Origin of the sequence: Bacillus sp. 2D03, from assembly GCF_003946765.1 — a bacterium.
In the GTDB taxonomy this organism is placed as follows: Bacteria; Bacillota; Bacilli; order Bacillales; family Bacillaceae_G; genus Bacillus_A; species Bacillus_A cereus.
The window spans coordinates 330,353-344,993 of record NZ_RPSJ01000004.1 but is presented as its reverse complement, the minus strand read 5'-3'; the positions used below and the strand labels follow the sequence as shown (position 1 = coordinate 344,993).

Sequence of the window (14,641 nt, the reverse complement as noted above, 5' to 3'; positions counted from 1 at the left end):
TAAGTTATGTATTTGTACGTATGTATTCTTTGTAAAGTTAACTAAAAGTATAATATAATATTTCCCCTTGCAATCTATTGTAAGGACTTCATTGCACTATGTCTATTTAACAGCAAATTTAAAACCTCCATTTTAAGAAAATGGAGGTTTTTATTATTATTTAATTTTTACAATTATTTTTCCTTTTGCTCTTCCAGACTCTGAATATTCCATTGCTTTTTGAGCATCTTCAAAAGGGAAAACTCGATCGATTACCGGTTTGATTTTTCCGGCTTCAATATAGTTTGCAATAGTACGTAATTGATCCCCGCTTGGCTTCATAAATAAAAATGAATATTGAGCATTATGCTTTTTTTCAAGTGCAGTAAGTTTTTTGCTGGCTAATGAAAATAAGAGAGTTTTAAAGAAGCCTGAACCAAATTCTTTACCGAAGCGAGCATTCGGCATACCTGAAACTGAAACAATGTTTCCTCCGCTTTTTATAATATTGAATGATTTTTCAAGTGTTGTTCCGCCGATTGTATCAAATACTGCATCATAATTTTTGAGTATTTCTTCAAATTTTTCTGTTTTGTAATTAATAATTTGATCTGCGCCAAGAGACGTTACTAAATTTGTACCAGCTTCACTAGCAGTCGTTGTAACAGTAGCACCCATTATTTTTGCTAACTGAATTGCGAAAGTACCAACACCACCGGACCCAGCGTGAATTAATATTTTTTGTCCTTTTTGTAAATGCATAATATCATGTAGTGCTTGATAGGATGTTAAGCCAACGAGTGGAATCGACGCCGCTTCCTCAAAACTTAAATTTTTTGGTTTTAAAGCTATATCATCTTCATGAATGGCTATATACTCCGCAAAAGTACCAATCTTATTTTTTCTTGGACGAGCATATATTTCATCACCGACTTTAAAACGAGTCACTTTTGATCCAACCTTCGTGATGACGCCGGAAAAGTCATTCCCAAGGATTAGAGGCATTTCATATTTCAGTAACATCTTTACTTTTCCATCACGTATTTTAAAATCAATTGGGTTAATACTAGCTGCATGAATTTCTGCGAGCACTTCATACCCATTAATTTCAGGAGTAGGTACCTCTGCCATACGCATTGGGACTTTTCCATATCTATCAATTATCATTGCTTTCATTTCTTATACCTCCAAGTTTTAATAAAAGTTTTGCAATAGCTTCTCAATATCTAATACAAGATTTTTTAATAAACCTAATTTTATACGTATATCAATATAATAAAAATTCTTTGTACCTTCTTTTCTCATTAAAATAATGCCAGCTTCTCGTAAAATCTTAAGGTGATGTGATACTGCTGGACGGGAAAGGTGTGTTTGCTTCGTAATTTCTCCTACACGTAATCCTGTTTGACATTCCGTTTCCATTAGCACTAATAAAATAGCTTGACGTGTTTCATCACCAATTGCCAATAATACTTTTTGAGAATCAATAAAATCTTTTTTTATAATATTTAATTGTTCTTGTTTATTCATTTCAATCACTTTGCCTCCAGGTAATTAGTCGAAAGGTTTAAGATGATGAACCATTACTTCGATACGGTAATGCTACATGATTGTTGTATGAGGTGCAATATTGAGAAAGAAAATCGAGACGAATGAATTTTTTATTGTTGAAAATTATAGGGAGATAGAAAAGGGATTGGAAGGATTACATAACACAATAGATGAAGTTTTAAAAACAAAAAATGATGTAACAATAAAATAAGCGGTCGTAACCTTGTATAATCCATAAGGTTACGACCGCTTATAATGTTTGTATTATTTTTGATTTTTACGATAGAACATGGTTCAACGTAAAGTACATTCTTTTGTTTTACACTTTCATACAGACACAATTCAGGTGGATTATAGATGTATGAAAAGGTAAAAGGAATTTTGAGGCGTAATCTATCTATATGATAATTCAAAATGAAATATAAGTCTATATTTTAATGTTTTTTTTGATTATATTTATGTCACTGAGCTCAGAACAATGATGTGGAGGGTAAATATATGAAATCGAATTATGTACCAGTTTTAATTGTTGGAGGGGGATTATCTGGGTTAGCGTCTGCGTTATTTCTTGCAAAACATAATATTGAGTACTTACTTATTGAAAGGCATCCGTCTACTGCCATTCATCCGAAAGCAGGCGGTCTTACTTTACGTACAATGGAGTTATTTCGAGAATTAGGCTTGGAAAAAAGAATTAAATTGGCAGGTAAAGCATTAGAGAACTGCAGAGGAAGAATAGCGGTTCATACAATAGCTGAGGCGAATAAAGAAGAATTGGAACAAATGAGAGCGACGCAATACGGAAACGATGAAGAGTTACTTCAAAAAATAGAAAAGATTAGTCCATCAAAACAAACTGCGTGTTATCAAATTATTTTAGAAGAGATGATGTTACAAGAAGCGAAAACATTAGGCGAGCAACTATCTTTTTATCATGAATTAGTTGCATTTGAACAAAATGAAAACGGGGTAAAAGCAACGATTCGAAATCGTGAAACAGAAAAAGAAAGTGTCATACATTGTGACTATGTAATTGCAGCGGATGGAGCGAAAAGTAAAATACGTGAGCAGTTAGGGATTAAAACTGAGGGTCGTGGAACCATTGGTGGCTATTATATGAATATTTATTTTGAAGCTGATTTAAGTGAGTTTATACAAGGAGATGCATTCGGTTTTTCGATGGTACTTCATCCGGAGGTTCTTGGTGCACTTATCCCGGTTGATAACGTAAAAAAATGGATTTATCATGTAGCCTACGATCCATTAAAAGGAGAGGGGCTAGAGGACTTCACTATAGAACGTTGTAAACAAATTATTCAAATAGCAATTGGAAGTACAAATGTTGAATCAAAAATATTAAGTGTTTTACCGTGGGAAGCAGCCGAAAGTACAGCGGTGAAATTTCAAGAAAATCGAATTTTTCTAGTTGGAGATTCAGCACATATTATGCCGCCAACAGGCGGATTCGGTTCAAATACAGGAATACAAGATGCGCATAACTTGGGTTGGAAATTAGCGGCTGTTATAAAAGGGAAGGCAAAACCAAAATTGTTAGAAACATATCATGAAGAGAGACACTCTGTTGCAAAATTAACGACCGCTTATGCAAGTAGTTTACTGTTTCGTGCTGCGAATAGAGAGGAAGGCAGTTTGAATAATATGGATGGTTTAGCTGTTACAGTTGGATATCAGTATTGTTCAGAGGCGATTATAGATGATTCAGTCACTCCGCATAGAATGGATAGCATAGAGTTGAACGGAAGACCTGGAACGCGAGCGCCACATTTATGGGGAACGTATGAAGGGAAGAAAGTTTCTACATTAGACTTATTCGGTAACAGTTTTGTATTACTTACAGGAGTAGAAAATAGTTCTTGGGCTGAGGCAGCACATACTGTTTCAGCTAAATTAGGAATAAATATAAAAGGGTATCGTGTTGGCTTAAGTGGAGACTTTGTTGTTCCAGAAGATATTTTTAGCAAATTATATGGTATAGAGAATGGAGGTGCTGTATTAATTAGACCAGATGGCTTTATAGGATGGCGTTCGGAAAAAACGGTAGTAAATCCAGATATAGTATTGGAAGAGGTAATGAGAAATTTATTATGTGATTTTTAAGTAACTACAGAAATATTGTTTTATGTGCTTCACTGTACTGAAAAAAATATTCACAAATTTCAATAGGTTTGATATGATTAAATTCGACAAGTTAATAGAGGCCGGAGATATTTGAGAAAAGCCATAAATTTATTTAGGGACACAGGAGTGTATTCTAAATAATTTATGGCTTTTTTTATTGAATGAACCGTACAAAATAGGGAGTTACATGTGAAAAGGAGGGCTATAGGAATTAAATAGGATAATACTAGTTTTCTATATTAATAATATAGAGAAAGTATATTTGTAAGATTGGAATTTTAATATAGGTTTATAAAAATAATGAAAGTGTGTCTTCTATTTCGTGTAAATCTCATTAGCTTGTTGAAATTTACAACGTAGGAAGGGTTTGAAGGATGAGAAAGATTATTAGCGTTTTAGTTATTTTCTTTATGACGGGAAGCATCTTTGCTGGGGGAGCTGTTCATGCGAAAGCAGAAGGAAAGCATGAATGGAATACGAATAAGTTTTTAAATATTGCACATCGCGGAGCAAGTGGACATGCACCTGAGCATACTTTTGCTTCTTATGATTTAGTGAAAAAAATGAAAGCGGATTATTTAGAGTTAGATATTCAATTAACAAAGGATGGCCAATTAATTGCAATGCATGATACAGCAGTTGATCGCACTACAAATGGAACAGGCGAAGTACGCGATAAAACGTTAAGCGAAATAAAGAGTTTAGATGCTGGATCATGGTTTAATAAAGCGTATCCAGAAAAGGCTAAGCAAGAGTATGTTGGGCAAAAGGTTCCAACTCTTGAAGAAATCTTCCAAAAGTATGGGAGAAGTATGAAGTATTATATTGAAACAAAATCACCAGATGTGTATCCAGAAATGGAAGAGAAATTGTTGGCGTTGTTACAAAAATATAATTTAGTAGGTCAAAACATGTCTTCTAGCCGTGTTATGATTCAATCATTTAGTAAAGATAGTTTGAAAAAGATTCATAGTATGAATGAAAATATTCCGTTAGTTCAATTGCTTTGGTATTATCCAAATGAAAACAATGAAATTGTTGAATGGTCTGGCATTACACATGAACCGAAAAGTGTAACAAATGATGATTTTCAAGAAATTAAAAAGTATGCAGCTGGTATTGGACCAAACTTACGTAATGATAACGGGGAACTAATTATTGATGAGTCATATATGAAAATGGCTAGAAAAAATGGACTGTTAATTCACCCTTATACAATTAATGAGAAACCAGATATGAGGCTGTTAATCAAATGGGGTGCTACAGGAATGTTTACAAATTATCCGGATCGATTACATAGTGTATTGAAGGAAAAATAAGTGAAAAAGGGTATACCAGTGTTTTAGGTATACCCTTTTTAATTTAACTCCCCGATAAATGTAATCTCTTTTTCATAGCATTCATCTGCATCATAAATAATTTCTTGAAAGTGAAGCGTTTTGAAGGAATGATAAACTGACATTTCCCATGTCTCCCAAAAATCAATTTCATTTGAAAGAAGAATCCATTTTTGAAATTCACTATCTCTATTAAAGAAATTATGAAAGTAGTCCTCATTTTTAAATATAATGATTTGCGAATCCCACAAATTATTTATAGAAATTAAAACAACAACTCGATATGTATGGGTATCGCTCGGTTTCATATTTATTAAATGATTTGCTTGATTTAATAAGGTTTGAATACATAACCGTTTTACTTTTCTAGGTGTTTTACGAGAGTCAATAAAAGCTTGCGAAACTGGCAATAGCATATTCCAATATTCATCGTTATAGAAAGTAGAAGGGAACGTTTTTATATGTTCCTCAATTCGCTTTATCATAGTGTTTGTTTTTCGTTTCATACCACGTATTTTCTTTTCACGCATTGTGAGTCATCTCCATAAATTTTTGTAATGCAGCAGAGTGATATATATCTTTTCTAGTAATAAAAGTAGTAGGAACTTTTTTGAAGCTATTTGGTAAAGGATTGAATGATATGTCATGTTTATGACCATTTAAAATAGACTTCATCATAATTGCTATGCCCATACCTGATTTTACACATGCGAGTATCGCTTCAATTGTTCCAAACTCAAATACTCGCTTAGGTGAAATTCCTTCTTCTTGAAGCCAATCTTCTAATAAATTTCTATAATAGCACCCGTGACTAAATACAAGTAAATTCATGTCTACTATTTCTTTAAAGGAAGATAAAGGCTTTTTGCTAATGAGAACTAATTCTTCTTCACGAAATATATTTGTATGAAGTTTAGCATGCTGAGTAGAGCCAGCTATAAACGCTCCGTCCAGTTTTCGTTCTAGTACAAGCCTAATTAATTGTTCTGTCGTATTTGATTCTAAAATCAATTCGACTTTTGGGTATTTCTCATAATAGGCCGTTAATATAGATGGAAGTCTTACAGCGGTTGTAGATTCTGTACATCCAATTTTTAAAGTGCCTCTTGGTTCGATCCCATTACTTTGAACTGCTTTAACAGATTGATCCATTAAGTGGATAATTTGTTTGGCGTATGTTAATAAAATCTCACCGTTAGAAGTTAAAGTTACACCTTTTCCGTTTCGGTAAAATAAAGGCACACCTAATTCGTTTTCTAGTTGTTTCATACGCATTGTTACGCCAGACTGTACATAGTTTAAATTTTGAGCTGCGTGAGATATGTTTTTTTCTTTCGCAACTTCGAAAAATACAGTTAAATCTTTTATATCCAAGTATCATCCCTCCAGAAAAGGTATCATTTTTTTTGATGGATTACATGATAAATCTTTATTTTATATGATATCAGAACTTTCATACAATGGAAGGGGATGGAGGGATTATTGTGTTAATGGAAGAAAGGGTGAATAGTACTTATAAGTGGGTTATGTTAATTTTTGCGACGGTTGCTCAAACAACAGCGACACTTATAACGTATGGTGTTGGAGCGTTTGCTTTATTTTGGAAAGAAGAATATGCACTTACGAATACGGAGATTGGATTGTTAGTAAGTGTTGTAAATATAGGACCGCTATTTTGTATGCTTTTTGTCGGGCGGCTACTTGATCAATACAATGAAAAGTTGTTAATTTCGATAAGTTCATTTTTACTAGGAAGTTCGTTTTTACTGACTAATATGGTCAATGGATTTAATGGGTTACTCTTTGTACTTTTATTAGTAGGAACGTTTTATAGTGTTTCGCAGCCAGGAGGAAGTAAGGTGATAATGAAGTGGTTCTCAAAAGAAAATCGCGGGTTAGCGATGGGGATTAGACAAGCCGGTATACCGATTGGTGGTACATTAGCGGGAGTATTGATCCCGTTTCTTACAATAAAATATAATATGGCCTATGCGGTAAATAGCATTGCATGTATTTGTATAATTGGAGGGTTTTTATTTTTTATATTTTATAAGGAACCATATATTCAAGAGAAAGTTAAACAAGAACGTAGTAAACTTTCTTTTTGGATGCAGTTAAAAGAAGTGATGTGTAAAAAAGAATTGTATGCAATTTATATAACTGGCATTTGTATGATTTCATTGCAAATGGTGTTAGTTGCACACTTTATAAAATTTTTAGTATTGGAACAATCAATCACGCCAATTTTAGCTGGAAAAGTATTTTCCGTTATGTTCTTTTCTGGAATGGTTGGTAGGGTTATATTAGCAGCTACTAGTGATTTGTTTTATAAGGGAAATCGGCGTACCCTCTTATTTATAACTGTTTGTATTTCTATTTTCTTCATTCTAATATTAGTAATGAGCATACATACAATAACGAATGTATTGTATGGTGTAAGTGCATTGTTAGGGTTCTTTTCAATTGGATGGTTTAGTCTTTTTATAACTGAAGTTGCGGAATCAGCAAGTGAAGAATCGGTAGGGATGACAGTGAGTTTTGCACTTACATTAAATCAAATTGCTATTATTGCTGCGCCTGCTTTATTTGGTTATATTGTAGATAAGAAGGGATATACGTATGCGTGGTTATGCATAGTTGTATTACTAACTATTTCAGCGGTTAGCTTATATAGGAAGTATAGAAAATGAAGGAATGTTAGCAATGTAAATTTTTTATGAAGAAAGTCTAAAGAAATGTTGAATGAGCGACATTTCTTTTTTTATTTGTTGTATAATCAAAATGTAAATGAGATTCGTTTTCAATTTCGTTCATTACCTCTTTTGAAATTACCTGTAATTTTAGCCATAATTAGCTGTTTTTCTTTATTGTTATTTGCATGATTTATTTTATTTAAAAATTTTTCAGCATCATTTCCTTTTAATGCCATAATCTGTTTTCCGTAATATTCAATTAATAATATGTTATTTTTTGTTATCCGATAATGAAACATCTTATCATCTAAACGATTGCGTTTATCGGTGTTTTTCATATTACATCTCCATTCTTTTTAGTATGTAACAAATGTTACAAAAGAATTTGAAATTATATTGTAATGCATCCGATTGTATGTTGGAAATTTTGCAAGAAAGAAATACAATAGAGAGTAGTCAAAATTGAAAGTGAGAAAAAGGAATCTAGTTTTAACAGAGTGAATATTAAATAATATTATAATATACTTGATAATTAAAAGATATAAAATAGAATGGATGTACGTTAAGTGAAACTAGATAAAAGAGGGCTCCTAGTATGTTAAAGAAATGGTTAATCATTTTCTTTATTTTTGCTGTTTTTTGTGGAAGTGTTGTTACACTAATACATGCAAATAAAGGAAAAAAATATGATGCAAAGGCATTTTCTAATGTAAGTAGTAAGCAAAAAGATGTTAAGCAGGAAATTGATGCGAATGAGAAAAAGCGTTATGAAATTGCAGCTGGAAAACTAGATCAGTACTTAAAAGATAAAGGATTTAATGGGAGTGTTCTTGTAGCAAGTAAAGGTCATGTCATTTTACGAAAAGGCTACGGTTATGCGAATGTGAAAGATCAAGTACTAACAACGCCAAGAACGAAATATCGCATTGGCTCTATTACGAAAACAGTTGTTGCAATATCTATTATGCAACTAAAAGAAAAAGGGAAGTTGAACATTGAAGACAATGTAAATAAATATATCCCATCGTTTCCAGCAGATAAAAACATTACGTTACGAAACTTGTTAACACATACGTCTGGATTACCAGAACAGGGACAAGGTAGTGTTGACGCAGCATCACGGTTAAAATTAGTAACGTGGATTGGGGCACAAACGTTACAATTTCCAGCAGGGACAGGATGGAAATATACAGATTATAATTATATGGTGCTTGCATATATTGTAGAAAAAATATCAAATAAACCACTTGCTGAATATGTGAAAGAAAATATTTTGAATCCTGTTGAAATGCATGAATCTGGAATGGGCGCAACACTCCCAGAAGATATTTTCTTAGCAGAAGGGTATACGAAAAAAGATAATAAGTTAATAGCCACACCTCGCTTAAAAATGAACTGGCTGTATGGTTGTGGTGAAATGTATACGACTGTTGAAGATATGAAAAAGTTAGATGAAGCTATTATGGATGGTAAACTACTTTCTAAACAAAGTGTATCAGATATGTTTTCTGCATCACCTGCAAGAAAATATGGATTTAGTTTCTATATTTACCCAGATTATTATCATAACCACGGTGTATTAGCTGGCTGGAACACTTTTAATAATTTTAACTGGGATAAACGAACGTTTGTCATATTATTTTCTAACGTCCAAAATGGTATGAATGATGCATTTAATCAAGAATTTAGGAAAATGGCGAATGATTTAATAGAAGGAAAATAATTATAAAAAATCGGTATTGACATGGAATTATCAATACCGATTTTTTTATTTTGTAAAGTTTTACTTACTGAATAAAGTGAAACTTTAATCAGTGGAGAGGCTTTGTTCATCCACCACTGAGTAGAAGCCCTCATCAATCGGGCTTTTACGGGCAACAGGGCCCCACTTAAATTCTTTGCTTCCGCTGAATTTTGAGGTGGGGGTCTTACTGCCCATAAATAGCGGGATAAATAGGTAAGAAAGGTGATTGGCATTTGAATAAATCTAAATAGGTAGTTAAATGTTAAGGAATGCAAAGAACAATTGGTAATTTTTACATTGATAAAAAAGCTTGAGCTTCACACTATGTGAAGCTTTACATTATTGGAGACAAGAACAGGAGGTTGAAAAAATGAAAAAAGCAATAAAGTTTTGTTTAATAGCTACATTATCTACAACGATTATTAGTGGATGCTCTTTTGAGGGTAACAATGAAAATGTTAAAGGGAAAGAAGGGGAAAAAGTAGAGGTACAGAAAAATGCTGGGAAATATACGATGCCAGATGAAAAAGATAAACATGAAGGTACATGGCTACAATGGCCACATGAATACACATATGGTGAAGAGTATAAGAAGGAAGTTGAACCTATTTGGGTTAAGATGGCAAGTGCTTTAACTGAGGGTGAGAAAGTCCACATTGTTGCATATGACCAGGAAGAAAAAGAAAGAATCAATAACCTTTTAACAGATGAAGGGTTAAATATGGAGAAGATTGATTTCTTTATCGCGCCTACTGATGATGTATGGGTAAGGGACAGTGGACCAATTTTTGTTTATGACAGCAATAAAAATCTCAAAATATTAGATCCAGCATTTAATGGTTGGGGGAAGAAAACACCGTATAAAAATGATGCTCAAATACGTAAGAATGTTAGTAAACAATTAGGAATTGAAAGAATTGATTGGGGAAAATTTGTCCTTGAAGGCGGCGCAATTGAATTAGACAGCAATGGGACTGCGTTATTAACTCGAAGTGCGGTGACGAATAAAAATAGAAATCCTGATTTATCAGAAAAAGAAATTGAAAAATATATAAGTGATCTTGGGGTATCAAACTTTATTTGGTTAGACGGAGTACCTAATTTAGATATTACGGACTTTCATATTGATGGATTTGCTAAATTCCATAATAAATCTACCATTGTAACGATGAAAGAAGATGACCTAGCCGAATGGGGTTTATCTAATAAAGATATGGATACATTGTTAGATGCAAAAAATGCTTCAGGACAGAAATATAAGTATGAATACTTGCCGCTTAGTAAAGAAAAGGTTGCTTTAGAAAATGGAAAAACTCTCGATTATAAGGGGTCATATATCAATTATTATATCGGAAATACAGTTGTATTAGTGCCTAATTATAATGATCCGAATGATAAAATCGCAAACGATACGATTCAGAAGTTATACCCAGGTCATAAAGTAGTCGGTATTGATGTGAGAGAGTTGTATAAAAACGGCGGTATGATTCATTGTGTGACACAACAACAACCCATTGCATTGAAGTAATTGATTGTAATTTCGTTGTTCTGCTATATAGACAAAATAGGTGGAATCTTATTACCTATTTTGTCGTTCCTTATTATTTATAATAATAAAATTTTAATATAATGATAAATTAATTATAGTGTATATTCGCTTTTCGTTTTATATGGTAAAGGAGAAAAATGTTTGTGTTAAAGAATTTTAAAATAGTGTTTTCGTATTTCCCTATCGTTTTACAGTACATTTTAAATGTAGCTTTAATTTGCTTAGGGGTTATTCTAAGTGTGTTTCTTATGAAAGAAGTCATTCAGTTTATACAAGAACTGAAATTGGATGGTAATGAATCGAGTTATCATTTAATCATTTATTGTTGTTTTAAAATATGGTATTAAAAAAACTTGTCAAGAGTCAATATAAGGCTTAACGTCAGCCTTATATTTTTTATATAAATATATAATATTTCTCCATGCTATAATCCATTCATAAAATGTACATGTTGCATGAGTTGTAACGAAAAAAGACATAAATTTAGGAATAGTTGGCTTTGTAAAATCAGTTATGTAACTACTATTAAAAAGCGAGATGAATAATATGGAACAAAAACATAATGGCATTATTTTTACTGCAATACCAGACGAATCAAATGAATATTATCAACCATTTTATGAAGACTTGATTTACTTTAATGAATGTTTAAATGAAAAGAAATCAATTGCGGATCAACTTATATCTTTATCTGTTGAAGAACAAGACTTTCATACGAGCTGTTTTGAGTATGATGATATTTGGCTAAGAGATGTTGCACCGGTTGTCACAAATCATCTAGTTAAATTTAAATATCGACCAAATTATTTGCCAGATGATCAAGGGCGATATTTAGATCAACAATTTAATAAATGGTTGAAAAAGAATGACTTTGAATATGTAAAATCCCCATTAATATTAGATGGTGGTAATCTTATTTGGAATAAAAAAGATACTGTAATATTAACAGAACGCATATTTGATGATAACGATGATTGGACAGAAGAGGAAATTATTGAGCAGTTAGAATGGGATTTAGATGTGAGCCGAGTTATTATTATTCCTGCTGAAGAAGGGGATGTACTAGCACACGCAGACGGAATGGTTAAATTTATTGATGAACATACAATGTTTATTAGTGATTTTTTAGGAGATCATGAATTTACATATAGTGTTCAAGAGATTATTAAAGAACAAATGCCAGAAGCTGAATTTATAGTTGTTCCTTCATCATATACAGAGAAAGGACAATATGATCAAGAGATAGCATCGGCAAAAGGGTTGTATATAAATATGTTAGAATCATGTGATGCTCTTTATGTTCCTAAGTTTGGACTAGCTAAAGATGAGGAAGTTTTACGATATATTCAACAGTATACGGAGAAACAAGTTATTCAAATTCATGTAGGAGAAATATCAACAATGGGGGGCGCGATGAATTGTTTAACGTGGTATTGTCCAAGTCATTTGTTACCTTCGAAAATGAGAAGATTGAAAAATCAGAATGGAAATTTTTCAATGAAGAAGATTTTTGATTGGTTTTAATAAATAAGTAATGAAAAGAAAATATATTCAAGGAGTATTGATATGTATACCATCGCTGAGTTTTCTCGGATTTGTAAAATGAGTACGCGGATGTTAAGACATTATGACAAAGAGGAGATATTAAAACCGGCATATGTGAATCCGGTTAATGGGTATAGGTATTATGAACAAGAGCAACTGGAAGTAGCGCTGAAAATAAAAAAGCTAAGGGAGTATAAATTTCCTCTTCCAAAAATTAAAATTGTTTTGCAGTCATCGGATCAAGATTCGTTTGTTCAACATATACAATCACAAATTATCGAGTTGTCTCAGGAAGTGAAACAAAATTTACAGGTTATTTCAGAAATGAATGAAATGGTAATGGTGAATAGTAGTCTAAATATTGCTCGCCATAGAAGTTACGATATATTAATGGGAATGAGGAACGAAGTAACGTTAATTACTCAAAGAGTAAAAATAGATATAGATGATATGGATGATTATTTTTATGACTTATATGAAGAGGTACAAAAAAATAACTTTCAAATAGTTGGTTCTCCATCTGCAGTCTTTTATGATGAAGAATATATTCCAAGTAACAGTGATATTGAGTTAAGAATTCCGGTTATGCAGGGGAATGATGAAGACGTAGCACAAGAGTATGAAATGAAACAACTAAGTCCACATCATATCGTTACTACTATGCATTATGGAAGTTACGACTATATAGGTTACGCTTATATAGCGTTAGAAGAATGGATTGAAAGAAATGGGTATGTAATAATTAATTCGCCATATGAGGTTTATATAAAGGGACCTGAATGTGATTGTTTAGCAGAAGAGTATGTGACACAAATTTGTTTTCTAGTTACGAAAATAGAATGAGAATAAGGATTGACATTAACATTATGTCAATCCTTATTCTATGTATGAAAGCAATTTATCATAATAAAAAGGAGAAGTAAAGAATCACCTTATAAAGTTGCTACAAGTAAATGAAGATATTCCTGTTGACCTTAACACGATGTCAAAGTATAGACTGTACGTACATTCATATAAGGGGTGAACACGTATGAGAAATATAGAGAATAGTTTGTTTTATATGCCTGCGGAATGGGAGAAACATGAAGGTACATGGCTCCAATGGCCACATGATAAAGCACATAGAGGTGAAGGCTACAGAGCTAAGTTAGATGATATTTGGATATCGATGGCAAAGGAGCTTCACTATGGAGAAAATGTCCATATTGTTGTATGTGATGAAGAAGAGAAAATACATGTCCAATCGAAGTTAATTGAAGCTAATGTAAATATGGATAAAATTGATTTCTTAATTCAAGAAACTGATGATATTTGGATACGAGATAACGGACCAATCTTTGTAACGGATAAGGAAGGGAATCGCTGCCTAACGCACTGGATATTTAATGGTTGGGGAAATAAATATCCGTACGAAAAAGACGCTAATATTCCGAATAAAATAAGTGAAATGTATCGTATTCCAAAAGTTGAATCTAGTGTCTGTCTAGAGGGTGGGGGAATTGAGATAAACGGAAACGGGACCTTAATGGCGGCGAAAACGTCTATTATAAATGAAAATCGAAATCCCACACTAAGTCAGAAAGAAATTGAAATGGAGTTAACGAAATATTTAGGAGTAACAAATTTTATATGGATAACTGGTATACGCGGAGAAGATAATTATGATGAAGATACGGATTATCATATTGATGGCGCGGCACGGTTTGTAAATGAAAATACGATACTGTATGAATATGATCCTTTCGATGAAGGAGAGCCATACCTTTTGGAGGCGTACGAAAAGCATTATCAAGAATTGCGGCAAGCGAAAAATATAGATGGAAAGCCATTTCAGCTCATTCCAGTACCAGTAACAAGAAAAGTGGTAAAAGAAGCAGATTGTAAAGGATCGTACTTAAATTTTTACATTGGTAATGAAGTTGTATTGGTACCTATATACGGTGATGAACATGATAAATTAGGGCTTCAAATCATTGAAGGTCAATTTCCAGGGAGAAGAATTGTCGGTATATATGTTAACGAATTGTATGCATACGGTGGTATGATTCATTGTGTGACGCAGCAGCATATAGAATAGAGTAATTCAAATAAAAAGCATGCAGAG

15 protein-coding genes are annotated in these 14,641 nt (G+C 32.7%); 10 read left to right on the top strand and 5 right to left on the bottom strand.

Annotation, left to right across the window (positions count from 1 at the left end; genetic code table 11):
* Positions 1-156: 156 nt before the first annotated feature.
* Complete coding sequence (locus tag EBQ15_RS12290; RefSeq protein ID WP_000646446.1) at positions 157-1,155, bottom strand: NADP-dependent oxidoreductase; 999 nt, start codon at positions 1,153-1,155, stop codon at positions 157-159.
* Between the two features lie 18 nt (positions 1,156-1,173).
* Positions 1,174-1,518, bottom strand: a complete 345-nt coding sequence (locus EBQ15_RS12285) for an ArsR/SmtB family transcription factor (protein WP_000571869.1) — start codon at positions 1,516-1,518, stop codon at positions 1,174-1,176.
* 91 nt (positions 1,519-1,609) lie between these two features.
* On the opposite strand from EBQ15_RS12285, the gene EBQ15_RS31800 reads away from it, so the two are divergent.
* The 3 genes from EBQ15_RS31800 to EBQ15_RS12275 all read left to right on the top strand — a co-directional run bounded on the left by EBQ15_RS31800 (position 1,610) and on the right by EBQ15_RS12275 (position 4,988).
* Positions 1,610-1,741 (top strand): hypothetical protein, encoded by a 132-nt coding sequence (locus EBQ15_RS31800; protein WP_001227549.1) that lies wholly within the window; start codon positions 1,610-1,612, stop codon positions 1,739-1,741.
* A 287-nt stretch (positions 1,742-2,028) separates the two neighbouring features.
* Positions 2,029-3,648 carry an FAD-dependent oxidoreductase gene (locus EBQ15_RS12280; RefSeq protein ID WP_000841673.1) on the top strand — a complete coding sequence of 540 codons (1,620 nt, stop codon included), beginning with the start codon at positions 2,029-2,031 and terminating at the stop codon, positions 3,646-3,648.
* 395 nt (positions 3,649-4,043) lie between these two features.
* Positions 4,044-4,988, top strand: a complete 945-nt coding sequence (locus tag EBQ15_RS12275; RefSeq protein WP_001226334.1) for a glycerophosphodiester phosphodiesterase — start codon at positions 4,044-4,046, stop codon at positions 4,986-4,988.
* A 38-nt stretch (positions 4,989-5,026) separates the two neighbouring features.
* Here EBQ15_RS12275 and EBQ15_RS12270 read toward each other — a convergent pair whose 3' ends face one another.
* Entirely contained in the window at positions 5,027-5,536 is a 510-nt protein-coding gene (locus tag EBQ15_RS12270) for a DUF3916 domain-containing protein (RefSeq protein WP_001208330.1), read from the bottom strand.
* Positions 5,529-6,380, bottom strand: coding sequence for a LysR family transcriptional regulator (locus EBQ15_RS12265; protein WP_000351668.1), 852 nt, complete (start codon positions 6,378-6,380; stop codon positions 5,529-5,531). The genes EBQ15_RS12270 and EBQ15_RS12265 overlap by 8 nt, the downstream gene beginning before the upstream one ends.
* Before the next feature lie 86 nt (positions 6,381-6,466).
* Between EBQ15_RS12265 and EBQ15_RS12260 the strand changes: the two genes are divergently transcribed.
* Positions 6,467-7,696 carry an MFS transporter gene (locus tag EBQ15_RS12260; protein ID WP_002000388.1) on the top strand — a complete coding sequence of 410 codons (1,230 nt, stop codon included), beginning with the start codon at positions 6,467-6,469 and terminating at the stop codon, positions 7,694-7,696.
* A gap of 110 nt (positions 7,697-7,806) precedes the next feature.
* Here the strand turns inward: EBQ15_RS12260 and EBQ15_RS12255 are convergent, their stop codons facing one another.
* The gene (locus EBQ15_RS12255) at positions 7,807-8,037 is read right to left on the bottom strand and encodes a hypothetical protein (RefSeq protein ID WP_000798788.1); all 231 of its coding nucleotides are present in this window, start codon (positions 8,035-8,037) and stop codon (positions 7,807-7,809) included.
* A 257-nt stretch (positions 8,038-8,294) separates the two neighbouring features.
* On the opposite strand from EBQ15_RS12255, the gene EBQ15_RS12250 reads away from it, so the two are divergent.
* The 6 genes from EBQ15_RS12250 to EBQ15_RS12225 all read left to right on the top strand — a co-directional run bounded on the left by EBQ15_RS12250 (position 8,295) and on the right by EBQ15_RS12225 (position 14,614).
* The gene (locus EBQ15_RS12250; protein WP_000915172.1) at positions 8,295-9,422 is read left to right on the top strand and encodes a serine hydrolase domain-containing protein; all 1,128 of its coding nucleotides are present in this window, start codon (positions 8,295-8,297) and stop codon (positions 9,420-9,422) included.
* 391 nt (positions 9,423-9,813) lie between these two features.
* On the top strand, positions 9,814-10,971 hold the full coding sequence (locus EBQ15_RS12245) for an agmatine deiminase family protein (RefSeq protein WP_000709184.1): 1,158 nt from the start codon (positions 9,814-9,816) through the stop codon (positions 10,969-10,971).
* A gap of 164 nt (positions 10,972-11,135) precedes the next feature.
* Positions 11,136-11,339, top strand: a complete 204-nt coding sequence (locus tag EBQ15_RS12240; protein ID WP_000916568.1) for a hypothetical protein — start codon at positions 11,136-11,138, stop codon at positions 11,337-11,339.
* A gap of 199 nt (positions 11,340-11,538) precedes the next feature.
* Complete coding sequence (locus tag EBQ15_RS12235; RefSeq protein WP_000435521.1) at positions 11,539-12,516, top strand: agmatine deiminase family protein; 978 nt, start codon at positions 11,539-11,541, stop codon at positions 12,514-12,516.
* 42 nt (positions 12,517-12,558) lie between these two features.
* Positions 12,559-13,380, top strand: coding sequence for a MerR family transcriptional regulator (locus EBQ15_RS12230; protein ID WP_000287984.1), 822 nt, complete (start codon positions 12,559-12,561; stop codon positions 13,378-13,380).
* A 187-nt stretch (positions 13,381-13,567) separates the two neighbouring features.
* A complete protein-coding gene (locus EBQ15_RS12225) occupies positions 13,568-14,614 on the top strand; it encodes an agmatine deiminase family protein (RefSeq protein WP_001244183.1) in 1,047 nt (348 codons plus the stop codon).
* The last annotated feature ends 27 nt before the right edge of the window (positions 14,615-14,641 follow it).

What these genes read in the sequence shown, in the direction of transcription:
- EBQ15_RS12225 (WP_001244183.1), top strand. Translation starts at nt 13,568, where the DNA reads ATGAGAAATATAGAGAATAGTTTGTTTTATATGCCTGCGGAATGGGAG.
- EBQ15_RS12250 (WP_000915172.1), top strand. Translation starts at nt 8,295, where the DNA reads ATGTTAAAGAAATGGTTAATCATTTTCTTTATTTTTGCTGTTTTTTGT.
- EBQ15_RS12230 (WP_000287984.1), top strand. Translation starts at nt 12,559, where the DNA reads ATGTATACCATCGCTGAGTTTTCTCGGATTTGTAAAATGAGTACGCGG.
- EBQ15_RS12270 (WP_001208330.1), bottom strand. Translation starts at nt 5,536, where the DNA reads ATGCGTGAAAAGAAAATACGTGGTATGAAACGAAAAACAAACACTATG.
- EBQ15_RS12245 (WP_000709184.1), top strand. Translation starts at nt 9,814, where the DNA reads ATGAAAAAAGCAATAAAGTTTTGTTTAATAGCTACATTATCTACAACG.
- EBQ15_RS12275 (WP_001226334.1), top strand. Translation starts at nt 4,044, where the DNA reads ATGAGAAAGATTATTAGCGTTTTAGTTATTTTCTTTATGACGGGAAGC.
- EBQ15_RS12255 (WP_000798788.1), bottom strand. Translation starts at nt 8,037, where the DNA reads ATGAAAAACACCGATAAACGCAATCGTTTAGATGATAAGATGTTTCAT.
- EBQ15_RS12280 (WP_000841673.1), top strand. Translation starts at nt 2,029, where the DNA reads ATGAAATCGAATTATGTACCAGTTTTAATTGTTGGAGGGGGATTATCT.
- EBQ15_RS12290 (WP_000646446.1), bottom strand. Translation starts at nt 1,155, where the DNA reads ATGAAAGCAATGATAATTGATAGATATGGAAAAGTCCCAATGCGTATG.
- EBQ15_RS12260 (WP_002000388.1), top strand. Translation starts at nt 6,467, where the DNA reads ATGGAAGGGGATGGAGGGATTATTGTGTTAATGGAAGAAAGGGTGAAT.
- EBQ15_RS12235 (WP_000435521.1), top strand. Translation starts at nt 11,539, where the DNA reads ATGGAACAAAAACATAATGGCATTATTTTTACTGCAATACCAGACGAA.